Source organism: Microbacterium paraoxydans (assembly GCF_900105335.1).
In the GTDB taxonomy this organism is placed as follows: domain Bacteria; phylum Actinomycetota; class Actinomycetes; order Actinomycetales; family Microbacteriaceae; genus Microbacterium; species Microbacterium paraoxydans.
This window is the reverse complement of record NZ_LT629770.1, coordinates 1,841,610-1,863,407: the sequence shown is the minus strand read 5'-3', so window position 1 is coordinate 1,863,407 and position 21,798 is coordinate 1,841,610. Positions and strand designations below refer to the sequence as shown.

The 21,798-nt window shown below is 70.4% G+C and carries 22 protein-coding genes; 16 read left to right on the top strand and 6 right to left on the bottom strand.

Annotated elements, in window-relative coordinates; genetic code table 11:
* Positions 1-13 precede the first annotated feature (13 nt).
* The gene (locus tag BLU02_RS09315; protein ID WP_060922575.1) at positions 14-1,447 is read left to right on the top strand and encodes an MFS transporter; all 1,434 of its coding nucleotides are present in this window, start codon (positions 14-16) and stop codon (positions 1,445-1,447) included.
* Between the two features lie 3 nt (positions 1,448-1,450).
* Here BLU02_RS09315 and purB read toward each other — a convergent pair whose 3' ends face one another.
* On the bottom strand, positions 1,451-2,833 hold the full coding sequence (purB, locus tag BLU02_RS09310) for an adenylosuccinate lyase (protein ID WP_060922576.1): 1,383 nt from the start codon (positions 2,831-2,833) through the stop codon (positions 1,451-1,453).
* Between the two features lie 14 nt (positions 2,834-2,847).
* On the bottom strand, positions 2,848-3,369 hold the full coding sequence (locus BLU02_RS09305) for a low molecular weight protein-tyrosine-phosphatase (protein ID WP_174521439.1): 522 nt from the start codon (positions 3,367-3,369) through the stop codon (positions 2,848-2,850).
* 165 nt (positions 3,370-3,534) lie between these two features.
* Here BLU02_RS09305 and BLU02_RS09300 point away from each other — a divergent pair, with 165 nt between their 5' ends.
* Together BLU02_RS09300 and BLU02_RS09295 are read left to right on the top strand one after the other, a co-directional pair.
* A complete protein-coding gene (locus BLU02_RS09300) occupies positions 3,535-3,789 on the top strand; it encodes a hypothetical protein (protein WP_060922578.1) in 255 nt (84 codons plus the stop codon).
* On the top strand, positions 3,786-5,081 hold the full coding sequence (locus tag BLU02_RS09295; RefSeq protein WP_060922579.1) for a hypothetical protein: 1,296 nt from the start codon (positions 3,786-3,788) through the stop codon (positions 5,079-5,081). The genes BLU02_RS09300 and BLU02_RS09295 overlap by 4 nt, the downstream gene beginning before the upstream one ends.
* A 25-nt stretch (positions 5,082-5,106) precedes the next feature.
* On the opposite strand, the gene BLU02_RS09290 is transcribed toward BLU02_RS09295, so the two are convergent.
* From BLU02_RS09290 to BLU02_RS09280, 3 genes are read right to left on the bottom strand one after another with little or no spacing between them, the layout of a single operon-like run.
* Complete coding sequence (locus BLU02_RS09290) at positions 5,107-5,511, bottom strand: phage holin family protein (RefSeq protein ID WP_060922580.1); 405 nt, start codon at positions 5,509-5,511, stop codon at positions 5,107-5,109.
* Between the two features lie 34 nt (positions 5,512-5,545).
* Positions 5,546-5,929, bottom strand: coding sequence for a type II toxin-antitoxin system death-on-curing family toxin (locus BLU02_RS09285; protein WP_082750084.1), 384 nt, complete (start codon positions 5,927-5,929; stop codon positions 5,546-5,548).
* Between the two features lie 3 nt (positions 5,930-5,932).
* Positions 5,933-6,139 (bottom strand): ribbon-helix-helix protein, CopG family, encoded by a 207-nt coding sequence (locus BLU02_RS09280; RefSeq protein ID WP_060922581.1) that lies wholly within the window; start codon positions 6,137-6,139, stop codon positions 5,933-5,935.
* 67 nt (positions 6,140-6,206) lie between these two features.
* Between BLU02_RS09280 and BLU02_RS09275 the strand changes: the two genes are divergently transcribed.
* The 6 genes from BLU02_RS09275 (at position 6,207) to BLU02_RS09250 (ending at position 12,336) form a co-directional block, all read left to right on the top strand.
* Positions 6,207-7,274 (top strand): histidinol-phosphate transaminase, encoded by a 1,068-nt coding sequence (locus BLU02_RS09275; RefSeq protein ID WP_060922582.1) that lies wholly within the window; start codon positions 6,207-6,209, stop codon positions 7,272-7,274.
* A gap of 105 nt (positions 7,275-7,379) precedes the next feature.
* Complete coding sequence (locus BLU02_RS09270) at positions 7,380-8,507, top strand: thiamine pyrophosphate-dependent dehydrogenase E1 component subunit alpha (RefSeq protein WP_060922588.1); 1,128 nt, start codon at positions 7,380-7,382, stop codon at positions 8,505-8,507.
* Positions 8,508-8,518: 11 nt separating this feature from the next.
* Positions 8,519-9,484, top strand: coding sequence for an alpha-ketoacid dehydrogenase subunit beta (locus BLU02_RS09265; protein WP_060922587.1), 966 nt, complete (start codon positions 8,519-8,521; stop codon positions 9,482-9,484).
* A gap of 122 nt (positions 9,485-9,606) precedes the next feature.
* Positions 9,607-10,971, top strand: a complete 1,365-nt coding sequence (locus BLU02_RS09260) for a dihydrolipoamide acetyltransferase family protein (RefSeq protein WP_025102745.1) — start codon at positions 9,607-9,609, stop codon at positions 10,969-10,971.
* A 52-nt stretch (positions 10,972-11,023) separates the two neighbouring features.
* Positions 11,024-11,647 (top strand): flavin reductase family protein, encoded by a 624-nt coding sequence (locus tag BLU02_RS09255; RefSeq protein ID WP_060922583.1) that lies wholly within the window; start codon positions 11,024-11,026, stop codon positions 11,645-11,647.
* A gap of 17 nt (positions 11,648-11,664) precedes the next feature.
* Positions 11,665-12,336, top strand: a complete 672-nt coding sequence (locus BLU02_RS09250) for an ArsR/SmtB family transcription factor (RefSeq protein WP_197676687.1) — start codon at positions 11,665-11,667, stop codon at positions 12,334-12,336.
* A 426-nt stretch (positions 12,337-12,762) separates the two neighbouring features.
* Here the strand turns inward: BLU02_RS09250 and BLU02_RS09245 are convergent, their stop codons facing one another.
* The gene (locus BLU02_RS09245; RefSeq protein WP_083370949.1) at positions 12,763-13,977 is read right to left on the bottom strand and encodes an ROK family protein; all 1,215 of its coding nucleotides are present in this window, start codon (positions 13,975-13,977) and stop codon (positions 12,763-12,765) included.
* Positions 13,978-14,070: 93 nt separating this feature from the next.
* Here BLU02_RS09245 and BLU02_RS09240 point away from each other — a divergent pair, with 93 nt between their 5' ends.
* From BLU02_RS09240 to BLU02_RS09210, 7 genes are all read left to right on the top strand, one after another.
* Positions 14,071-15,399 (top strand): ABC transporter substrate-binding protein, encoded by a 1,329-nt coding sequence (locus BLU02_RS09240; protein ID WP_174521462.1) that lies wholly within the window; start codon positions 14,071-14,073, stop codon positions 15,397-15,399.
* Positions 15,396-16,340 carry a carbohydrate ABC transporter permease gene (locus BLU02_RS09235; protein ID WP_172400071.1) on the top strand — a complete coding sequence of 315 codons (945 nt, stop codon included), beginning with the start codon at positions 15,396-15,398 and terminating at the stop codon, positions 16,338-16,340. The genes BLU02_RS09240 and BLU02_RS09235 overlap by 4 nt, the downstream gene beginning before the upstream one ends.
* Positions 16,340-17,218, top strand: coding sequence for a carbohydrate ABC transporter permease (locus tag BLU02_RS09230; protein WP_060923493.1), 879 nt, complete (start codon positions 16,340-16,342; stop codon positions 17,216-17,218). The genes BLU02_RS09235 and BLU02_RS09230 overlap by 1 nt, the downstream gene beginning before the upstream one ends.
* 37 nt (positions 17,219-17,255) lie before the next feature.
* A complete protein-coding gene (locus BLU02_RS09225; protein WP_083370948.1) occupies positions 17,256-18,947 on the top strand; it encodes a glycoside hydrolase family 13 protein in 1,692 nt (563 codons plus the stop codon).
* A 64-nt stretch (positions 18,948-19,011) separates the two neighbouring features.
* Entirely contained in the window at positions 19,012-20,019 is a 1,008-nt protein-coding gene (locus BLU02_RS09220; protein ID WP_060923444.1) for a metal ABC transporter substrate-binding protein, read from the top strand.
* Positions 20,016-20,867, top strand: coding sequence for a metal ABC transporter ATP-binding protein (locus tag BLU02_RS09215; RefSeq protein ID WP_060923445.1), 852 nt, complete (start codon positions 20,016-20,018; stop codon positions 20,865-20,867). Before BLU02_RS09220 ends, BLU02_RS09215 begins: the two co-directional genes overlap by 4 nt.
* Complete coding sequence (locus BLU02_RS09210; protein WP_370670668.1) at positions 20,864-21,736, top strand: metal ABC transporter permease; 873 nt, start codon at positions 20,864-20,866, stop codon at positions 21,734-21,736. Before BLU02_RS09215 ends, BLU02_RS09210 begins: the two co-directional genes overlap by 4 nt.
* Positions 21,737-21,798 lie beyond the last annotated feature (62 nt).

Below are 21,798 nucleotides of genomic sequence, written 5' to 3'. Positions count from 1 at the left end.
GCTTGTCTCTGGAGTGACTGCCTCCGTCGACCGCGCCTCCATCGGACTCCGGTCGGAGCGGGGACCCATCCTCGGCGCGCTCATGCTCGCCACCGGCCTCATCGCGATCGATGCCACGATCCTGGCGACCGCGGTGCCGAGCATCGTGCGCGACCTCGGCAGCTACCAGCAGTTCCCGTGGCTGTTCTCCGTGTATCTGCTGGCGCAGGCCGTGAGCGTGCCGATCTACTCGCGGTTCGCCGACACCGTGGGCCGCAAGCCGATCATCCTGCTCGGCATCGCCCTCTTCCTGCTCGGATCCGTCCTCTGCGGCTTCGCCTGGAGCATGCCGGCGCTGATCGTGTTCCGCATCATCCAGGGCATCGGTGCCGGTGCCGTCGCGCCGATGTCGATGACCATCGTCGGTGACATCTACACGGTGGCCGAGCGCGCCAAGGTGCAGGGATACGTCGCCAGCGTCTGGGCCGTCTCCTCGGTGGTGGGCCCCGCACTCGGCGGCATCTTCGCCCAGCTCGACGCCTGGCGCTGGATCTTCTGGATCAACGTGCCCCTGTGCCTGATCGCCGGATGGATGTTGCTGCGCACGTACAGGGAGCAGAAGCAGACCCAGCGCCACAGCATCGACTACGGCGGAGCGGTGCTGCTCACCATCGGACTCACGGCGCTCATCCTCGGCATGCTGGAGGGTGGGAACGCCTGGGCATGGCTGTCCGTGCCGAGCGCCCTCTGTTTCGGGATCGGGGCGGTCGCGCTGGTCGCCTTCGGGTTCGTCGAGCGCCGGGTGGCGGAGCCGATCGTCGATCTGCGCCTCGTGACCCGTCGGCTCATCCTCACGACCACGTTGGTCTCGCTCGGCATCGGGGCCCTGATGCTCGGCGTGACGAGCTTCGCCCCGGCCTACCTCGAGGGATCCCTGGGGATCGCCCCGCTGCTGTCGGGTCTGGCGGTGGCCGCTCTGACACTCGGCTGGCCGCTCGCCGCCGCGAACGCCGGACGGCTGTACCTGCGCATCGGCTTCCGTCGTACCACTCTCATCGGCATGAGCATCACGACCGTTGCGGCCGTCGCGCTCGCCGCCGTCGCCTCCTGGCCGAACCCGTTCGTCGTCGCCGGCATCGCGTTCCTCCTCGGCTTCGGGCTCGGGTGGAGTGCGGCCCCGACCCTCATCGCCGCACAGGCCTCGGTCGGCTGGGGAGAGCGCGGAGCGGTGACCGGGATGAACGCGTTCGCGCGGTCAGCGGGAAGCGCCGTGGGTGTGGCGGTGTTCGGGGCGATCTCGAACGCGGTCATCGCGCAGGGTGCGGGACCCGACGACCCCGCGACGATCGTCCACGCGTCGGTGTGGGTTTTCGTCGCGGTCGCCGTGACCGCGGTTCTCACCCTCCTGGCGGCGTCGTTCATGCCGAAGGACAGGGTCGAGGAGCGCTCCGGGGAGTCGGGCTCCTAGCTCTCAGCGGGCGAGGCGCTCCGCGATGCCGGTGTAGGTCGCGGGGGTCAGCGCGAGGAGGCGCTGCTTGGCCGCGTCGCCGATCTCCAGGCCCTCCACGAACTCGGCGAGGTCGGCGGCACCGACGCGGTGACCGCGCGTGAGCTCCTTGAGCAGCGCATACGGGTCCTGGATGCTCGACCGGCCGGCGACGACCTCGGCGCGGATCACCGTCTGGATCGCCTCGGCCAGCACCTCCCAGTTCACATCGAGGTCGGCGAGCAGCACGTCCCGCGAGAGCGAGATCGCGTTCAGGCCGCGGCGCAGGTTGTCGAGAGCGAGCAGCGAGTGCCCGAACGCGACGCCGATGTTGCGCTGTGTGGTGGAGTCCGTGAGGTCGCGCTGCAGGCGGCTGGTGACGAGTGTCTGGCCGAGCGACGCCAGCAGGGCGCCCGAGATCTCGAGGTTGGCCTCGGCGTTCTCGAAGCGGATCGGGTTGATCTTGTGCGGCATCGTCGAGGAGCCGGTGGCCCCGGCGACCGGGATCTGCGCGAAGTAGCCGAGCGAGATGTAGGTCCAGATGTCGGTGGCCAGGTTGTGCAGGATGCCGCCGGCGTGACGCACGCGGTCGTAGAGCTCGACCTGCCAGTCGTGCGACTCGATCTGCGTCGTCAGCGGGTTGAACCCGAGACCCAGACCCTCGATGTACTCGCGGGCGATGGTCGGCCAGTCCGCATCGGGGTCGGCTGCGAGGTGGGCGGACCAGGTGCCGGTCGCCCCGGAGAACTTCGCGAGGTACTCGGAGCCGGCGATCTGGCTGCGCACGCGCTCCAGGCGCCAGGCGAAGACCGCGAGCTCCTTGCCCATGGTCGAGGGTGTCGCGGGCTGGCCGTGCGTGCGGGACAGCATGGCGGCGTCGGCGTGCTCGACCGCGAGTTCGCGCAGCTTCGCGATCACGGTGTCGAGGGCCGGGAGCCAGACCTCCTCGACCGCGCGCTTGACCGTGAGGGCGTAGGACGCGGAGTTGATGTCCTCGCTCGTGCAGGCGAAGTGCGTCAGCTCGGCGATGTGGTCGAGGCCGAGCGTCGAGAGCCGGTCGCGCACGAGGTACTCGATGGCCTTCACGTCGTGCTGCGTGACGGCCTCCTTCTCGGCGAGCCAGTCGATCTCGGCCTGCCCGAAGTCGCGGTACAGCGCGCGCAGGCGCTCCTTGTCGTCGTCCGACAGCGGAGTCGTCTCGAACAGCGAACGGTCGGTGAGGGCGATCAGCCACTCCACCTCCACCTCGACCCTGGCGCGGTTGAGTCCGGCCTCGGAGAGGAAGTCCGCGAGCCCGGTGACGGCGGCGCGGTAGCGGCCGTCGAGGGGGCTGAGGGGCTGGGGCGGGAGCGAAGGCTGGAAAGTCAGGGGAATCCTCCTGATCAGGCCCCGAAGGCTCGGGGCGTGCGGGGCAGGCGCAGGGCGGGTTCGAGCTGGCGGAACAAGCCGCGAGTCGCCGTCTCGATCATACCGAGCACCGAATCGAACATCTCCGGGCCCGCGTAGTACGGGTCGGGGACGTCATGCGTCGAGGCGTCGGGGTCGAAAGCGAGGAGGAGGGTCACCTTGCCGTCCTCATCCTCGTCCCCGGCCCATTCGCGGAGGATGCGCTCATGCGTGCGGTCCAGGGCCACGACGAGGTCGTTCTCAGCGAAGGAGGCGGCGGTGAACTGGCGGGCGCGGTGCAGCGAGCCGTCGTATCCGCGGCGGGCGAGGGCGTCGATGGTGCGGTGGTCGGCGCGCTCTCCGAGGTGCCAGTCCCCGGTGCCCGCGCTGCGCGAGACGATCTGGGCGCCGAGACCCTGCCGCTCCGCGAGGTCCCGGAACACGACCTCCGCCATGGGGGAGCGGCAGATGTTGCCGGTGCAGACGAAGATCACGCGGAAGGGATCTCGGGCTGTCACGGATCCATTCTGCCGGTCGATGCCGTTCCTGCACAGCGGGCATCGGATCGTGGTGCGGCTCGACCCTCCTGCACGGCCCTGGGGGAGAACCGGCTCTCCACTGGTCGCGGCCGTCCGAGGGGGCCCTGGCCGCAACGGACACGGCCTGGGCGGGAGGCTGGGTCCATGTCGTCCTTCGCCCTCACCGCCCTCTCTCCCGGTGTCGATCCTGCGCTGCGGGCTCGGGTGCTGTCCGAGTTGGACGCCGCCCTCGCGGGGCTCGACGATCTGGCTTCCACGCTGACGGCTCTGCGTGACGCGTGCGCCTGGGAGTCCGATGGCGTCGAGGCGCTGCGGTGGGCCCTCTGGCGGCTGTCGGACGACACGGCGACGGTGCGCCGGATGCTGCAGGCGTGCCGCGGGGAGGTCGCGGGTGCATGAGCGGGCTCAACATCGACCACGGCGGCGCGATCGCGGTGGACACGGCGCAGCTCCGCGAGCTCGCGGCGCGGGTGCGGGGTGTCGTGCCGGTGTGTGCGGAGGTGCAGGACGCGGTGGGGCGTGTCGAGGCGCTGCTCGGCTCCGCAGCATGGACAGCGCTGGCGTCGGCGGCGTGGTCCCTGCGGTCCGCAGTGACGGCGCTGGAGGCGCTCGCGGCGCGTGTCCAGGAGACGGCCGCCGATCTCGACCTCATGGCCGAGGTGTACGAGGTCGTCGAGCTGCGGGCGCAGGCGGAGGCGCTGGCGCGGACGGATACGGCTGCGGCTGCTGCGGTGGAGGGGCGCCTGCGGCTGCTCCTCGCCGCCGACGAGCGTCTGGCCGCGCTGGCCGACGCGCAGGAACGGACAGCGGACGACCGACGCTTCCGCGGCTTGGGCGATCAGTTCGACGCCGGAGGGCTGCTCCCGCCGATGTTCCTGGGCGGCGCCGTCGTCGGCGTGACGTCGGGGCTGGGGCGCGTGCGGCCCGGGATGGTGCTCGGTGCGACGGCGGATCCGGTGCGGGTATCGGTCACCTCGCGCTCCCGTCCGGCCGGGGCGCCGAGCGGGTTGGCGAGCGCCTTCCGCCGTATGCCGTCTGCCGGCGGCGCGCAGCTGGCGATCGAGAAGTACACGGTTCCGGGCGAATCTCCGCGCTACGTCGTCTACGTCTCGGGCAGCCGTTCGATGTCGCTGCGCGAGGGCGGGGGTCCCGAGGCCTGGGACATGAAGTCGAACATCGAGCTCTACACCGGGGGCCGGTCCGCGTCGTATCAGGCGACCCTCGACGCGCTGGTCGCGACGGGTGCGAGACCTGGGGATCGGGTGGACGTCGTCGCGCACTCGCAGGGCGGCATGATCGCAGCGCACCTGTCGATGGAGAGCGCGTTCACGGTGACGACCCAGATCACCGCCGGGAGCCCGGTCGAGCCGATGCTCCCCGCCGACCAGACGCTCGTGCAGCTCCGGCACACCGACGACGCGGTGTCCGCGCTCGCCGCAGGAGGGGCGAGGGAGGGCACGGGGTCCGCCGACAGCTTCACCGCCAGTCGGGTGGGAGATCCGGATGCCGGTCGCCAGGACCTCGCGCTCGAGACGCATTCGCTGGAGAACTACATCGAGACCGCGGCGATGGTGGACGCCTCCGCCGACCCGCGAGCGGTGGCTCTCGACGCCTACTGGGCCGACCTCGACCGCGCCGTCACGGTCGAACGCACCGAGTACCGCGCGGAGCGTGTGCTCCCCGATCCGTGAGCCGCACGCGCCGTCCGCAGGCGGGTCAGTCGCGGCGGGAGCGCTTGTTCTGCGGGCGCAGGATGAAGCCGAAGATGCCGTTGATGATCGAGATGATCAGGGCGGCGAGAACGCCCCACCAGAACGACTCGACCGTCAGACCCCACCCGAAGCTGCTGGTGATCCAGGCGGTCAGCCAGAGCAGGAAGCCGTTGATGAGGAAGCCGATGAGGCCGAACGTGAGGATGTACAGCGGGAAGGCGACGATCTTCACGACCGTGCCGATGATGGTGTTCACCAGCGCGAAGAGGGCTCCGACCGCGAGCAGCGTCAGGACGAGCTGGAGCGTCTCGCCCGGCGGGAAGGCGCGCACCGTGACCTGGAGCACGGGGATGAGCGTGACGACCCAGATGGCGAACGCGTTGACGACGACCCGGATGATGAAGCGCATGATGCGTTCAGTCTCCCACGAGGGGCCCGCGGTGTCAGCCGCGGTCGTCCACCGGACGGATGTGGGCGGCGAGAACCTGGGCGATCTCCCCGAGATCCATCCGGCTCTGCGCGACATCGATGACGAACTCGAAGGCTTCGTCGTTCGTGAAGGTGATGTCGTAGCCGTTCAGCCGGATGAAGATGAAGGTGAGATAGAGCGCTGTGCGCTTGTTCCCGTCGAACAGTGCGTGATTCTGGGCGACGGAGCTCATCAGGGCCGCCGCCTTCTCCGCGAACGTCGGATACGCATCGACGCCGAACATGCCGGCGGCGGGTCGCGCCAGAGCGGAGAAGAGCAGGCCCTCGTCGCGCACATGCAGGCCGAGCTTCGCGATCAGCGCGAGGGCCTGCTCGGGCTCGATGTACTCGGTGGCCATCGATCAGGCGTCTTCGAGGCGCGTGATGGCGTCGCCGTAGCGTTCGGTCACCTCGTCCGCGAGCGCCAGAACTCGATCGGTCTTGGACTCGCTGTCCGCGAACCGGGTGGCCGCCTCGATGATCACGGCGTGCTTGGAGACGTGCCGGGCTCGTGCGATGTCTTCGAGCCGTGCATCGAGTTCCTCAGGGAGTCGCACCGTCATAGCCATACCAGAATGGTATCACCGGGCCCTCGGCCTCGAAAGGGTGGCGGGCCGCACGTCCTAGACTCGACGCGTGACCGAGCCGACCCTGCCCCGCATCCGTCCCGCCATCGCCTCCCTCGCGCCGTACCGCCAGGGCAAGCAGGCCGGTCCCGAGGCCTTCAAGCTCTCCAGCAACGAGAATCCGTTCGACCCGCTGCCCTCGGTCCTCGACGCGCTGCAGCACACGACGCCGATGAACCGGTATCCCGATGCCACCGCCGGCCGCCTGCGTGCGCGGCTCGGGGCCCGCTACGGGGTCGAGCCCGAGCAGGTCCATGTCGCCTCCGGCAGTGTCGCGATCCTGCATCAGCTCGTCCTCGCCACTGCCTCGGTCGGCGACGAGGTCGTCTACGCCTGGCGGTCATTCGAGGCGTACCCGAGCCTGCCGCTGGTCGCGGGCGCGACCGGGGTGCAGGTGCCGCTGACGGCCGACTCCCGCCACGACCTCGACGCGATGGCCGACGCCGTGACCGACCGCACGCGCGCGATCATCGTCTGCACCCCGAACAACCCGACCGGACCCGTCGTCACCTCTGCCGAGTTCGCGGCGTTCGTGGACCGTGTGCCGTCCGACGTGCTCATCATCCTCGACGAGGCCTACGCCGAGTTCGTCATCGCCCCCGATGCCGTCGACGGCCTGGCCGAGCGCGTGTTCGAGACGCACCCGAACGTGGTCGTCCTCCGCACGTTCTCCAAGGCCTATGGTCTGGCGGGCCTCCGGGTCGGCTACGCGATCGGCCACGAGAAGGTGCTCGACGCGGCACGGACGACCGGCATCCCGCTGTCGGTCACGTCCGCGGCCGAGAACGCCGCCATCGCGAGCCTCGACGCCGAAGCCGAACTCCTGGAGCGCGTCGCCGTGATCGTCGAACGTCGCGCCCGTCTCGTCGAGGGGCTCCGAGCGCAGGGCTGGGAGGTGCCGGACGCCCAGGGCAACTTCGTCTGGCTGCCGACCGGCGCGCGCACCGACGAGGTCGCGGCGGCGTTCGTCGACGCCGACCTGATCGTGCGTCCGTTCTCCGGCGACGGCATCCGGATCTCCGTCGGCGAGGAGGCGGCCGTCGCCCGCGTGCTCGAGGTCGCGGCGACCCTCCGCTGAGCGCGGCACCGCCCTGCGAACCGCGGAATCTCGGGGTTCCGGGGAGATACGAGGGCGTCCTAGGTATGCGTGACCCGGCATGCCGACGCGGGTAGCGTGGGGACCGTGAGCACCTCTGAGACCCCCCTCGTGCGCGTTCTGGACGAGACCGGAAAGGTCGCCCCGACGCCCGCCGCGGAGCAGTACCTGCCGCTCATCGAGGCGATCCCCGACGCCGAGCTCGCGCAGTTCTACCGCGACATGGTGGGCATCCGCGCGATCGACACCCAGGCCACCAACCTGCAGCGCCAGGGCCAGCTCGCCTTGTGGCCGCCGAGCCGCGGACAGGAGGCGGCGCAGGTCGGCTCCGGTCGGGCCGCCCGCGCACAGGACACGATCTTCCCCTCGTACCGCGAGCACGCGGTCACCCGGATCCGCGGCGTGGACCCGGTGGACATCATCAAGCTCATGCGCGGCGTCTCCCACGGCGGCTGGGACCCGACCGACCCGAAGAACGGCAATACCCGGCTCTACACGCTCGTCCTCGGCTCGCAGGTGCTGCACGCCGCCGGCTATGCGATGGGCCTCACGTTCGACGGGCGCACCGGCACCGGCGACCCTGAGCGCGACGAGGCGGTCGTCGTCTACTACGGCGACGGCGCCTCCAGCCAGGGCGACGTGCACGAGGCCATGGTGTTCGCGGCCAGCTACCAGGCCCCGACGCTGTTCTTCCTGCAGAACAACCACTGGGCGATCTCGGTCCCCGTCACCACGCAGTCGCGCGTGCCGCTCGTGCAGCGCAGCGCCGGGTACGGCATCCCGAGCGTCCGCGTGGACGGCAACGACGTGCTCGCCAGCTACGCGGTGTCCCGGGTGGCCCTCGACGAGGCGCGCGCCGGCGGCGGACCCCGCGCCATCGAGGCCGTGACCTACCGGCTCGGTGCGCACACGACCAGCGACGATCCCACGAAGTACCGCGGCGACGACGAGGAGCTCGCGTGGGCCGGGCGGGACCCGATCGTCCGGATGCGCGCGTTCCTGGAGAACCGCGGCGCCGAGGAGAGCTTCTTCACCGAGGTCGACGCCGAGGCCGCCGATGCCGCGGAAGACCTCCGCGCCCGCACCGTGCAGCTCGGCCCGCCCCGCGCCGACCTCATGTTCGACCACGTGTACAGCGAGCCGCATCCGCTGATCGAGGAGCAGAAAGCCTGGCGCGCCCGCTACGAGGCGTCGTTCGAAGGAGAAGGCCAGTGACCCGGGAGACCATGCCGCTGGGCAAGGCGCTGAACGCCGGTATGCGCAAGGCGATGGAGGACGACCCGAAGGTCATCCTCATGGGCGAGGACATCGGCAAGCTCGGCGGCGTGTTCCGCATCACCGAGCACCTGCAGCGCGACTTCGGGGAGCAGCGCGTGCTGGACACCCCGCTCGCGGAGTCGGCCCTGGTCGGCACCGCGATCGGCCTCGCGATAGCCGGATTCCGTCCCGTCGTCGAGATCCAGTTCGACGGCTTCGTCTTCCCCGCGTTCGACCAGATCACCACCCAGCTCGCCAAGCTCACCAACCGGCACGAGGGGTCGCTGCGGCTGCCCGTCGTGATCCGCATTCCGTACGGCGGGCACATCGGGGCGGTCGAGCACCACCAGGAGAGCCCGGAGGCCTACTTCACGCACACCCCCGGTCTGCGCGTGGTGTCGCCGTCCACCGCGAACGACGCCTACTGGATGATCCAGGAGGCCATCGCCTCGGACGACCCGGTGATCTTCCTGGAGCCGAAGAGCCGGTACTGGCCGAAGGGCGAGGTCGAGCTCGACGCCTCCGCCGTCCCGCTGCACTCCTCGCGGGTGGTGCGGACCGGAACCGACGTCACGCTCGTCGGACACGGCGCCATGGTGACGACGCTGCTCCAGGCCGCCGCGCTCGCCGAGGCCGAGGGCACGAGCTGCGAGGTCGTTGACGTGCGCTCGCTGTCGCCGGTGGACTACGAGCCGATCCTCGGGTCGGTGCGCAAGACCGGACGCATGGTCTACGCGCAGGAGGCTCCGGGATTCACGAGCCTCGGCAGCGAGATCGCCGCGACCGTCATGGAGCGCGCGTTCTACGCCCTCGAGGCTCCGGTGCTGCGCGTCTCCGGCTACGACACCCCGTTCCCGCCCGCGAAGCTCGAGGGCGCGTACCTGCCGGATGCCGACCGCATCCTCGAAGCCGTCGACCGCTCCCTGGCCTACTGACACCGACGTTCCATGTTCACAACTCAGGACAACCGCCCCCTTCACCCGTCCAGCGCGGGCGCAGGGGCGCGCACCGGTTCGAGTCTCCTGAGTTGTGAACGCGGCCCACGAAAGGACTCCGCATGAGCACGCAGAACTTCCCCCTCCCGGACGTCGGCGAAGGGCTGACCGAGGCCGAGATCGTCGCGTGGAAGGTGGCCCCGGGCGACCGGGTCGCCATCAACGACGTCATCTGCGAGATCGAGACCGCGAAGTCCCTCGTCGAGCTGCCCTCCCCGCACGCGGGCGTGGTCGGCGAGCTGCTCGTCGACGAGGGGGCGACGGTCGAGGTCGGCACCCCGATCATCACCTTCGTGACCGACCCTGCGGCCGGCTCGGGGACCGGTTCGGTCGCCCCCGGCACCGTCGCGACGGCGGAGGCGCCCGCGCCCGAGGAGGGCGGCGGGTCGGTGCTCGTCGGCTACGGCTCCGGAAGCGGCGCGACCTCGCGACGCAAGCGCCCGGCCGAGCGCCCCGTGCGGTCGTCGGTCGGCGTGATCGCGAAGCCGCCGATCCGCAAGCTCGCCCGCGACCTCGGCGTCGACCTCACGAGCGTGACGCCCACGGGTGCCGACGGCGAGGTCACCCGGGACGACGTCATGAAGCACGCCTCCCAGGCCAGCGTCTTCCGCAACATCGAGACCCCGGAGTGGGGGAGCGTGCGGGAGGAGACCGTCCCCGCGCCGCAGGCCCCGTCCGGCCTGGCGCGTGGCCTCGCGCCCGTGCGCCCGTCGGCGGCCGGGGACGACCGCACCGAGTCCATCCCCGTGAAGGGCGTGCGCAAGGCGACGTCGTCGGCGATGGTGCAGAGCGCGTACTCCGCCCCGCACGTGACGGTGTGGAAGGAGATCGACGCCACCCGCACGATGGAGCTCGTCAAGCGCCTCAAGGCCTCGCCCGACTACGCCGACATCAAGGTCTCGCCACTGCTCATCATGGCCCGCGCGGTGATCTGGGCGGTCCGCCGGACGCCGATGGTCAACGCGGCCTGGATCGACACCGAAGCCGGGGCCGAGATCGCCGTGCGCCACTACGTGAACCTCGGCATCGCCGCCGCCACGCCCCGCGGTCTGCTCGTGCCGAACATCAAGGACGCGCAGGACCTCAGCATGAAGGACCTCGCCCGCGCCCTGAACCGGCTCACGCTCACGGCACGCGAGGGCAAGACCCCGCCGGCCGACCAGCAGAACGGCACCATCACCATCACGAACATCGGCGTGTTCGGGATGGACGCGGGCACGCCGATCATCAACCCGGGGGAGGCGGGCATCGTCGCCATGGGCACGATCAGCCAGAAGCCCTGGGTCGTCGACGGCGAGGTGCGCCCGCGCTGGGTGACCACGGTCGCCGGCTCGTTCGACCACCGCGTGATCGACGGCGACGGCATGAGCCGCTTTATCGCCGACGTCGCCTCCATCCTCGAGGAGCCCGCGCTCCTGGTGGACTGAGGGAGTCCACACTTCGGCGCGGCCCGAACGGTCGGGTGGCGAGAATGGACGGATGAGAACCACGCGGAGCGTCGACCTGCCGGTGTTGTACTTCGGGACCCCCGTCGCGCTGATCACCACGGTCAACCCCGACGGGTCGTCGAACATCAGCCCGATCTCGTCCGCATGGGCGCTGGGGCCGCGGTACATGCTCGGGCTCGGTGCCGAAGGACAGGCGGCCGCGAACATCGAACGGGTCAGGGACCTCGTCATCAACCTCCCCTCCGCCGACCTCGTGCACGCCGTGGAGGCGATCGCGCCGACCACCGGCCGCTCGCCGGTTCCCGCCGAGAAGGTTCCCGCGTACCGGCATGAGCCGGACAAATGGAGTCTCGGGGGCTTCACCCCTGTCCCGTCGGACGCGGTGATCCCGTTCCGGATTTCAGAATGTCCGGTGCAGATCGAAGCGCGCGTGGCGCAGATCATCCCGATCGACGGCGGCGACGCACTGGCGGTCGAAGCGGAGGTCCTGCAGGTCCACGTGCACGAGGACATCCTGAAGGCGCACGGACCGGACCGCATCGACACGGACAAGTGGGACCCTCTCTCCTACGCCTTCCGCCACTACTTCGCCCAGGGGCCTCGGGTCGGCTCCAACTTCCGCGCGCCGCTCCTCGACGACCCCGTCGTGGCGTGATCGTCGATCCCTCGTCCGTGTCCCAGCTGGGACACGCGCTCAGCAGCCCGACCCGGGTGCAGATGTGTCTGGCGCTCCTCGACGGCCGGGCATGGACGTCCGGCGAGCTCGCGCATGCCGCCGGGGTGTCGAGGTCGACGGCGTCGGAGCACCTGACGGCGCTCCTCGACGTCCGGCTCGTCGCACTCCGCCGACAGGGGCGGCACTCCTACGTCACCCTCGCGTCTCCCGACGCCGCGCACATCATCGAGGCCGCGACGGCATACGCCGGGAAAGCGGCTCCCGTCTCGAGCCTTCGTGCGGCGACGGCGCGAGACGGCATGGCCCTGGCCCGCACCTGCTACGACCACCTCGCCGGTCGCCTGGGGGTCGCCCTCTTCGACGTGCTCGTCGAGCGGGGGCACCTCACGCCGGACCTCGCGGTGACCGCGACGGGGCGCGACCTGTTCGAGAGCATCGCGGGGCCGGATGCTTTGGTGCCGTCGTCTCGTCGTCCTCTTGTGCGGAGCTGCCTCGACTGGACCGAACGGCGCTCGCATCTCTCGGGCCACCTCGGAGCCGTCCTCCTCCGCGCCGCGCGTGACAGGGGCTGGATCCACGCTCAGCAGACCTCGCGCGCCGTGACGATCTCTCCCGCCGGCACGGCCGCCTTCCACAGCCTCTTCGGTATTCCGCCGACACTGTCCTGACCGCGAGCCCGTCCGTGCGACGCGTGACACAGGCGTTCGCGCGGGAACAGGCTGCTAGGGGTGGGAGAGCCTGAACTCCCGCGTTCGCCTGAGTGCGCGCGGGGGCCTGTTCTCGCGACAGGGGACCGCGACACAGGCGTTCGCGCGGGAACAGGCTGCTAGGGGTGGGAGAGCCTGAACTCCCGCGTTCGCCTGAGTGCGCGCGGGGGCCTGTTCTCGCGACAGGGGACCGCGACACAGGCGTTCGCGCGGGAACAGGCTGCTAGGGGTGGGAGAGCCTGAACTCCCGCGTTCGCCTGAGTGCGCGCGGGGGCCTGTTCTCGCGACAGGGGACCGCGACACAGGCGTTCGCGCGGGAACAGGCTGCCAGGGGTGGGAGAGCCTGAACTCGCGTGCTTGCCTGTTCTGGCGGGGGGAGGGAGAGGGTCAGGCGGTGAGGCGCTGTTCCGCGAGGCGGGGAACGGCCCGTTCCCGGGCGGCCTTCCGGGCGGTCGCGACGGCCCCGGCTGACACGACCTCCGCGCCGAGCGTCGAGGCGAGGATCTCGGGTGCGGGCAGGTGCAGCTCGTCCGGGAGGATCCGGCGGGCGGCGGCCAGCACGGGTTCGATGCTCTCCGCCACGGCGCCGCAGATGATCACGCGCGCGGGGTCGTACATGCTGCCGAGCACCCCGACGACGCGGGCGAGGGTGGCGCCCACGCGCTCGGCGACGCGGAGGGCGTCGGCGTCTCCGGAGGCGGCGAGCGTCAGCACCAACCGGGGATCGACCGGCCCATCCGCCACAAGCCGGCCGATGGGTCCGTCGGCGGCAGCCTCGCCGTCCGCGACGGCGGCCCGGGCGTGCTCCTCCAGCGCGTGCCGCAGCCCCACCGCCGAGCCGACGCCGACGATGTGGTCGAACACCACGCCCTCGCCGACGCCGCCGTGGGCGCCGTGCAGTACATGCCCGTCGACGACGACGCCGCCGCCGAAGCGCTCGCTGGCGAGCAGGGCCACGTAGTCGCGGCAGTCGACGGCGACCCCGAGCGTCCCCTCGGCGATCGCGGCCAGCTGGGCGTCGTTCTTGACCTCGACCACCGGTGCCCAGTCGCGCAGAGCGTCCGCGAGGCCGGGGTTCGTGCGTTCCCAGAAGCCGTCGGGGTGCGGGGGTGAGATGCCGTCGCGGTTCACGGGGGCGGCGACACCGGCGCACACGGCGAGCACGCGCTCCGGGGGCACCCCGGCCTCGTCGCGCGCGGCGGCGAGGTGCTGCAGGATCGTCGCCCGGCGGTCGTCGGCGCTCTGCGCGGGGTCGACCTCCACGCGATGATGCACGAGCGTGCGGTCGAGCAGATCCGCGACGGTGACCGCGAGGTGCGTGTCGCCGGCGTCGATGCCCAGCACCACGCCGAGGTCCGCCGCGAGGGCGAAGCGGCGCGCGGGGCGTCCGGAGCGGTAGTCGCCGATGGCGCGCGCGTTCGGCAGCTCGCGCAGCACCTCGGCGGTGACGAGCGTGTCGATGGCGTCGATGGCCGTGGAGCGGGTGAGCGAGGTGCCGGCCATCGCCTCGGTGGCGGTGAACTCGCCGGCCGTCCAGGCGAAGTCGAGCACCGCGCTCACACTCGCGCGGCCGGTGCCGAGTCCTGTCGAGACCTCTGCCACTCCCCTTGACCTTTCTGTCGCCCAGATGAGACAGTACCTCTAGACGGACTAAATTCGCTCACTAGATTTACTCCGCGGATCTACGAAAGGACGATGGTGTCTGCCACACGATCACGGGCGGTGCGCTGGGCCGCCGGAGCGCTCGGCCTCGTGCTGACCGGCACGGCGCTCACGAGCTGCGCCGCCGGCGGTGGAGCGGAGACCATCCGCTTCACGTTCAGCAAGCGCGAGGCCATCCCGTTCATGACGGAGCTCGTCGCCGAGTACAACGCGTCGCAGGACGACGTGCGGGTGGAGATCGACACGTCCGGCGTCGACGTCGTCTCCGCGAGCTTCGTCCGGGGCAATCCGCCGGACATCATGCTCGCCAACTACAACTACGAGGTCGCCCGGTTCGTGCAGCGCTGCGCGCTCACCGACCTCTCCGACACCGAGGCCGCCGCCGGGATCCGCGACGACCTGCAGCCGCTCATGGACCAGTACGGCTCCTGCGCGGGCCGCACCAGCGCCCTGCCGTACTCGGTCATGGCCGCCTCGGTCATCTACAACAAGCAGATCTTCGCGGAGCAGAGCCTGGAGGTGCCGCAGACGTGGGATGAGCTCCTCGTCGTCAGCGACAGCCTCCGTGAGGCCGGGATCGACCCGTTCTACGCCACCTTCAAGGACGACTGGACGGTCGGGCAGGGGTGGTACGACTACGCCGTCGGCGGCTCGCTCGACGTGCTGGCGTTCTTCGATGCGCTCGCCGCCGAGGGCACCGATGTCGGCCCGGACTCGGAGGTCTCCTTCGAGAAGGACTTCGCGGAGCCGATGGACAAGATGATGGTGCTCGCGGACGAGTACACGAACGAGGACGCCGCGAGCCGGGCGTACGGAGACGGGAACCTCGCCTTCGCGAAGGGCGAGGCCGCGATGTACCTGCAGGGGCCGTGGGCGTTCAGCGAGATCGCGAAGACCGACCCCGACCTCGACCTCGGCACCTTCCCGCTGCCCATGACGGACGACCCCGCCGACCTCGCGGTCCGCGTGAACATGGACCTCGCGGTCATGATCCCGGAGGAGTCGAAGCACCAAGAGGCCGCACGCGACTTCCTGGAGTACCTCTACCTTCCCGAGAACATCGAGGAGTACAACGCGTCGCAGCTCGGGTTCACCCCGACGACCGACGCGGCGCCGCCGGACGACCCGCGCATCGAGGGCATGATCCCGTACTACGACGAGGGCCGGATCTACCAGGGCCCCTCGGTGCTCGTCCCGAAGACCCTCCCGATCTTCAACTACGCGCAGGCCATGGTCCTCGGCGCCGCCCCGTCGTCCATCCTCCGCACCATGGACGCCGACTGGGCTCGCATCGCCTTGCGCGCCCCCATCCCGAGTTCCGAGGATTCCGCATCGGGCGAGACAGAGGAGTCCGCGCCATGAGCACGACCACGACCACCGGCGCCGACGCCGGGACGAGCACCACCGCGATCCTCACCGGCGGGCCGCGGAAGATCCGCCGCCACACGCGCCGCGTCGAGCCGATCTACTACCTGTTCCTCCTGCCGACCCTCGTGATCTTCACGCTCGCGATCACCGTCCCCGGCGTGATCGGCATCTTCTTCAGCTTCACCGACTCCATCGGCATCGGCGAGTGGAGCTTCAACGGGCTGACGAACTACATCGCGCTGTTCAGCGACCCGGCCATCCTGCAGAGCTATCTCTTCACCTTCGGGTTCTCGATCGCGACCGTGATCGTCGTCAACGTCATCGCTTTCCTGCTGGCGGTCGGCCTCACGTCCCGCATCCGGTTCAAGACGGGCCTGCGGACGATCTTCGTGATCCCGATGGTGATCTCGGGCATCATCATCGCCTACGTCTTCAACTTCCTGTTCTCGAACTCGATCCCCGCGGCGGGCGCGGCCACCGGCATCCCCTGGCTGGAGACGAGCCTGCTCGCCAATCCCGACCTCGCCTGGGTCGCGATCGTCATCGTCACCGCCTGGCAGGCGGTCCCCGGCACGCTCCTCATCTACATCGCCGGGCTCCTGTCGGTACCGGGTGAGGTGTACGAGGCGGCGAGCATCGACGGCGCCAGCCGCACGCAGCAGCTCACCCGCATCACCATCCCGCTCGTCGCCGGATACGTCGTCATCAACGTGATCCTCGGCTTCAAGGGCTTCCTCAACGCCTACGACATCATCGTCGGCCTCACCAACGGCGGCCCGGGCACCGCCACCCGCAGCGTCGCGATGACGATCATCGCGGGCTTCAACGGCGGCGACTACGCCTACCAGATGGCCAACGCCACGATCTTCTTCATCGTGGCCGTGCTCATCTCCGTCCTCCAGCTCTCGCTGACCCGCGGAAGGAACACGTTCTGATGTCGACGGAGACCCTCACCACCATCCCCGCGGACGGACGCCGGAAGCGGCAGAAGATGGAGCGCGTCAACTGGTCGGGCACCATCATCCTGATCCTGTGCACGGCGACCATCCTCATCCCGCTGTACGTGACGATCTCGATGGCGTTCAAGACCACCGGCCAGGCGGTCGACGGCAACGCGTTTTCGCTGCCGGCGCCGTTCAGCATCGACGGCTTCGTGCAGGCGTGGACGTTGACGAAGTTCCCGGTCGGCGCCGCGATCTCGCTGCTCGTCACGGCAGGGACGGTCATCGCGACGATCGTCCTCGCGGCCTTCGCGTCGTACGCGATCGTGCGCAACTGGGACCGCCGGCTGTTCCGGTACTCCTTCTTCTATCTGCTCGCGGCGATGTTCATCCCGTTCCCCGTCGTGGCGCTTCCGCAGATCCAGCTCACCGGGCGCGTCGGTCTCGACAACCCGTTCGGCGTGATCGTCCTCGCCACCATGTTCCAGCTCAGCTTCAGCGTGCTGCTGTTCACGGCGTTCCTGCGCTCGATCCCGATCGAGCTGGAGGAGAGCGCGCGGATCGACGGTGCCACGACCTGGCAGACGTTCTGGCGGCTCATCTTCCCGTTGCTCGCGCCGATGAGCGCCACGGTCGGCATCTTCGCCTTCCTCTACGCCTGGAACGACTTCATGATGCCGTCGCTGATCATCTCCGACCCGGCGCTGCAGACGCTGCCGGTGCGGCAGAACCTCTTCCAGAACCAGTTCAGCAACAACTACAACGTCGCCTTCGCCTCGTACCTGATGGCCATGGCGCCCGCGATCGTCGCCTACCTCTTCACTCAGCGCTGGGTGATGGAGGGCGTCACGCAGGGTGCCGTCAAGGGCTGACCCGACCCCCGCAAGAAACAAGGAGAGCCTCTTCCTCATGACCGATTCGCTGCTCACCGCGACCCGCGAAGACGACAAGACCGCGACCTGGTGGCGCCAGGCCGCCGTGTACCAGATCTATCCGCGGAGCTTCGCGGACGCCGACGGCGATGGCCTGGGCGACATCCCCGGCATCGTGTCTCGCGCCGACTACCTCGCCGAGCTCGGCATCGACGCGGTGTGGCTGAGCCCGTTCTACCCGTCGGAGCTCGCCGACGGCGGGTACGACGTGGCGGACTACCGGAACGTGGATCCCCGTCTCGGCACGCTCGACGACTTCGACGCCATGGTCGAGGCACTGCACGCGCGGGGCATCCGCGTCGTCGTCGACATCGTCCCCAACCACACCTCCGACCAGCACGCCTGGTTCCAGGAGGCGCTCGCCGCCGGCCGCGGTTCCGCCGCACGGGAGCGTTACATCTTCCGTGAGGGCACCGGCCGCGACGGCGCGGAGCCGCCCACCGACTGGGTGTCGGTCTTCGGCGGCAGCGCCTGGGAGCGCGTCGAGGACGGCCAGTGGTACCTGCACAACTTCGCCGTCGAGCAGCCCGACCTGAACTGGGACCACCCGGAGGTGCGCGAGGACTTCCTCACGACGCTCCGCTTCTGGTCGGACCGCGGCGTGGACGGCTTCCGCATCGACGTGGCCCACATGCTGACGAAGGACCTCACCGAGCCGCTGCCGTCGCGCGCCGAGCTCGACGCGATGGACCGCACCTCCGGTACGCATCCGATGATCGACCGCGACGACGTGCACGAGATCTACGCCCAGTGGCGGGCGGTCTTCAACGAGTACGACCCGCCGCGCACCGCGGTCGCCGAGGCGTGGGTGGAGACCCCGGAGCGCCGCGCGAAGTACGCCTCCGCGGAGGGACTCGGGCAGGCGTTCAACTTCGACCTGCTCGTCGCCGACTTCGATGCGGCGGACTTCCAGCGCATCATCGCCGACAACCTCGCGCAGGCGCAGGCCGCCGGCTCGTCGACCACCTGGGTGCTCTCGAACCACGACGTGACGCGGCACGCCACCCGCTACGGCCTGCCGCCGCTGCGCGGCCGCGCGGTCAAGCAGGGCACCGAGTGGGTGCGCGCCGGCGGCCCGGAGGAGGGCCTCGACCGCGAGGGCGGCCTGCGCCGGGCACACGCCGCGACGCTGCTGCTGCTCGGCCTGCCCGGCAGCGCCTACCTCTATCAGGGCGAGGAGCTGGGCCTGCACGAGGTCGCGGACATCGCGCCCGACCAGCGTCAGGACCCCGGGTTCTTCCGCGGCGCGGACTTCGACGGCCTCGGCCGCGACGGCTGCCGCGTGCCTCTGCCGTGGACGGCGTCCGGCAGCTCGTACGGCTTCGGAGCCGCCGGCGCGCACCTGCCGCAGCCCGGCTGGTTCGCGGAGCATGCCGTCGAGGTGGAGGACGCCGACCCCGGCTCGACCCTCAACCTGTACCGCGAGGCGCTGCGGCTGCGGCGACTGCTGCAGACCGGGGAGACGCTCGAGTGGATCGACACGGGTCGGGAGGACGTGCTGCGGTTCCGCCGCCCGAACGGGTGGGAGGTCGTGACGAACTTCGGTACCGCGCCGTTCGATCTGGGCGCTGCGGCCGACGACGCCGTGCTGTCGACCGTCGCGTTGGACGGATCCGAGCTGCCGGGCGAGGCCACGGTGTGGGTCGCCCCGGTGGCGCTCGCGAGCTGAGGCGGGATCGATGGGGCGAGGGCCGGTTTGATAATGGTTCTCATTAGCGTTTAGAGTGGGACCCATGAAGAAGCCCGCCCTCGCCCTCACGCTCGCCTCGGTCGCCGCCCTCTCCCTGGCCGGATGCTCGTCGACCTCGGGCGCGGCGGAGGACGACGGCGCGGTGACGGTCGTCGCCAGCACCAACGTCTACGGCGACATCGCCGCGCAGGTCGGCGGAGACCGGGTCGACGTCACCTCGATCATCGACTCGGCCACCCAGGACCCGCACTCCTACGAGGCGAGCGCTCGCGACCGCCTGACGCTGCAGAAGGCCGACCTCGTGGTGGAGAACGGCGGCGGCTACGACGCGTTCATCGACAGCCTCCTGCAGGATGCGCAGGACCCGCACGTCGTCACCGCGGTGGAGTTCTCGCACGACTACCCGGGCAACGAGGGTCACGACGAGGGCGAGGACCACGATCACGCCGATGACGAGTCCGCGACGGACGAGGCGCACGATCACGAGGCCGAGGGGGAGGACCACGCCGGCCACGACCACATCGAGGGCTTCAACGAGCACGTCTGGTTCGACCCGCACACGATGATCCACGTCGTCGAGGCGATCGCCGACGAGCTCACCGATATCGACCCCGACGGTGCCGACACGTTCCGCACGAACGCGGACGATCTCGTCGCGGAGCTGGAGGGCTTCGAAAGCGACCTCGAGGCGATCAAGGCGGACGCCGCCGGTGCGACGGTGTTCATGACCGAGCCGTTGCCCGGATACCTGGCCACGGCCGCCGGGCTCACCGACGTCACCCCCGAGGGCTTCGCGGAGTCGGTGGAGGAGGGCAGTGATGTCGCGCCCGCCGTGCTGCTCGAGGCGCTGCAGGTCGTCGGGTCCGGCGATGTGACCGCCGTGCTCACCAACGCCCAGACCGGCGGCGCGGAGACGGAGCGCGTGGAGAAGGCCGCGGAGGACGCCGGGGTGCCCGTGGTCGCGTTCACGGAGCTGCTCGAGGACGGATCGTCGTACTCTGAGTGGATGAGTGACGCGATCCAGAGCCTCGCCGCCGCCGTCCAGTCGTGAGCGGAGCCCGTTCACAGGCTCAGCGACCCGCGAGGGAGACCGGTCCGGTCCTCGAGATCGCCGACGGTGCCCTGCAGCGGGGAGACCGCGAGCTCTGGTCGGGACTCGACCTCACGGTGCGGCCCGGCGAGTTCATCGCGGTCCTCGGTCCGTCGGGATCCGGGAAGACGACGCTCCTCCGCAGCATCCTGGGACTCCAGCCCCTGTCCCGCGGCAGCATCCGCGTGGCCGGCGAGCCCGTGCACCGCGGCAACGCCCGCATCGGGTACATCCCGCAGCAGCGCGCGCTCGCGCCCGACACGAGCATGCGGGCCCGTGACCTCGTCGCCCTCGGCGTGCAGGGCAGCCGCTTCGGCTTCCCGGTCCCGCACCGCGGCGACCGGGCGAAGGTCGACGCGCTGCTGGCCGCGGTCGGGGCGACATCGTATGCGGATCGCCGGGTGGGCCTGCTCTCCGGCGGGGAGCAGCAGCGCCTCCGGGTCGGACAGGCGCTCGCCGACGAGCCCGCGCTGCTCCTCTGCGACGAGCCGCTGTCGAACCTCGACCTCGCCAACCAGGTCGCCGTCACCGACATCATCGACAGGCAGCGTCGGGAGCGCGGGGCCGCCGTGCTCTTCGTCACGCACGACGTCAACCCGATCCTGAACCGCGTCGACCGCATCCTCTACATCGCCGGGGGCCGGTTCCTCCTCGGGACTCCGGAGGAGGTGCTGCAGACCCGCGTGCTGACGGACCTCTACGGCACCCCCGTGTTCGTGCTCCGCGCCGGCGACCGGCTCGTCGTGGTCGGCGTCCCCGATGCGGAGCCGCACCATGACCATGACCACGAGCACGGGGGCGCCGCATGACCGCCGCGTCCGCCCTCGTCCCGATGGTCGGCTGGGACGACATCTTCTCGTTCCAGGACTACGGCGAGCTCGTCGCCCTGCTCTCGAACTCGATCATCGCGGGTGCCGTGCTCGGCCTCGTCGGCGGCCTCATCGGGGTCTTCGTCATGCAGCGCGATCTGGCCTTCGCGGTGCACGGGGTGAGCGAGCTCTCCTTCGCGGGAGCGGCGGCGGCGCTGCTGTTCGGCGGCAGCGTCGTGCTCGGATCCCTCGGCGGAGCCCTCGTGGCGGCGATCCTCATCGGGGTCCTCGGCGCCAAGGCCAGGGACCGCAACTCGATCGTGGGCGTGCTCATGCCGTTCGGGCTCGGTCTCGGCATCCTGTTCCTGTCGCTGTACGACGGCCGCAGCGCCAACCGGTTCAGCCTCCTGACGGGGCAGATCGTGTCGGTCTCGAGCCCCGACCTCGGCTGGCTCATCGGCATCAGCCTCGTGGTGCTGCTCGGCCTGCTCGTGATGTGGAACCCGCTGCGCTTCGACTCGCTCGACCCGGAGTCGGCGGCCGCCCGCGGGGTGCCCACCCGCACCGTGAGCCTGCTGTTCATGGTGCTGCTGGGGCTCATCGTCGCGGTGAGCGTGCACATCATCGGCGCGCTGCTGGTGATGGCGCTGCTGGTGACGCCGGCGGCCGCGGCCATGCGGATCACGGCCGGCCCTGTCGCGGTGCCGGTGCTGGCGGCTGTGTTCGGGTTCGTGTCGGCCGTCGGCGGGATCCTCCTCGCGCTCGCCGGAACCCTCCCGGTGAGCCCCTACATCACGACCCTGTCCTTCACGATCTACGTCGTGTGCTGGATCGTGCAGCGCGTCCGTTCCCGCGTCACCCGGGTCTGACCCTGCTTCAAATCGCGCACTTTGCTCCATCTCGGCCGGGGATGCCGCCAATCGGGCGATTC

What these genes read in the sequence shown, in the direction of transcription:
- BLU02_RS09255 (WP_060922583.1), top strand. Translation starts at nt 11,024, where the DNA reads ATGAGAACCACGCGGAGCGTCGACCTGCCGGTGTTGTACTTCGGGACC.
- BLU02_RS09230 (WP_060923493.1), top strand. Translation starts at nt 16,340, where the DNA reads ATGTCGACGGAGACCCTCACCACCATCCCCGCGGACGGACGCCGGAAG.
- BLU02_RS09285 (WP_082750084.1), bottom strand. Translation starts at nt 5,929, where the DNA reads ATGGCCACCGAGTACATCGAGCCCGAGCAGGCCCTCGCGCTGATCGCG.
- BLU02_RS09210 (WP_370670668.1), top strand. Translation starts at nt 20,864, where the DNA reads ATGACCGCCGCGTCCGCCCTCGTCCCGATGGTCGGCTGGGACGACATC.
- BLU02_RS09295 (WP_060922579.1), top strand. Translation starts at nt 3,786, where the DNA reads ATGAGCGGGCTCAACATCGACCACGGCGGCGCGATCGCGGTGGACACG.
- BLU02_RS09280 (WP_060922581.1), bottom strand. Translation starts at nt 6,139, where the DNA reads ATGGCTATGACGGTGCGACTCCCTGAGGAACTCGATGCACGGCTCGAA.
- BLU02_RS09240 (WP_174521462.1), top strand. Translation starts at nt 14,071, where the DNA reads ATGGTGTCTGCCACACGATCACGGGCGGTGCGCTGGGCCGCCGGAGCG.
- BLU02_RS09225 (WP_083370948.1), top strand. Translation starts at nt 17,256, where the DNA reads ATGACCGATTCGCTGCTCACCGCGACCCGCGAAGACGACAAGACCGCG.
- BLU02_RS09300 (WP_060922578.1), top strand. Translation starts at nt 3,535, where the DNA reads ATGTCGTCCTTCGCCCTCACCGCCCTCTCTCCCGGTGTCGATCCTGCG.
- BLU02_RS09265 (WP_060922587.1), top strand. Translation starts at nt 8,519, where the DNA reads ATGCCGCTGGGCAAGGCGCTGAACGCCGGTATGCGCAAGGCGATGGAG.
- BLU02_RS09290 (WP_060922580.1), bottom strand. Translation starts at nt 5,511, where the DNA reads ATGCGCTTCATCATCCGGGTCGTCGTCAACGCGTTCGCCATCTGGGTC.
- BLU02_RS09235 (WP_172400071.1), top strand. Translation starts at nt 15,396, where the DNA reads ATGAGCACGACCACGACCACCGGCGCCGACGCCGGGACGAGCACCACC.
- BLU02_RS09260 (WP_025102745.1), top strand. Translation starts at nt 9,607, where the DNA reads ATGAGCACGCAGAACTTCCCCCTCCCGGACGTCGGCGAAGGGCTGACC.
- BLU02_RS09220 (WP_060923444.1), top strand. Translation starts at nt 19,012, where the DNA reads ATGAAGAAGCCCGCCCTCGCCCTCACGCTCGCCTCGGTCGCCGCCCTC.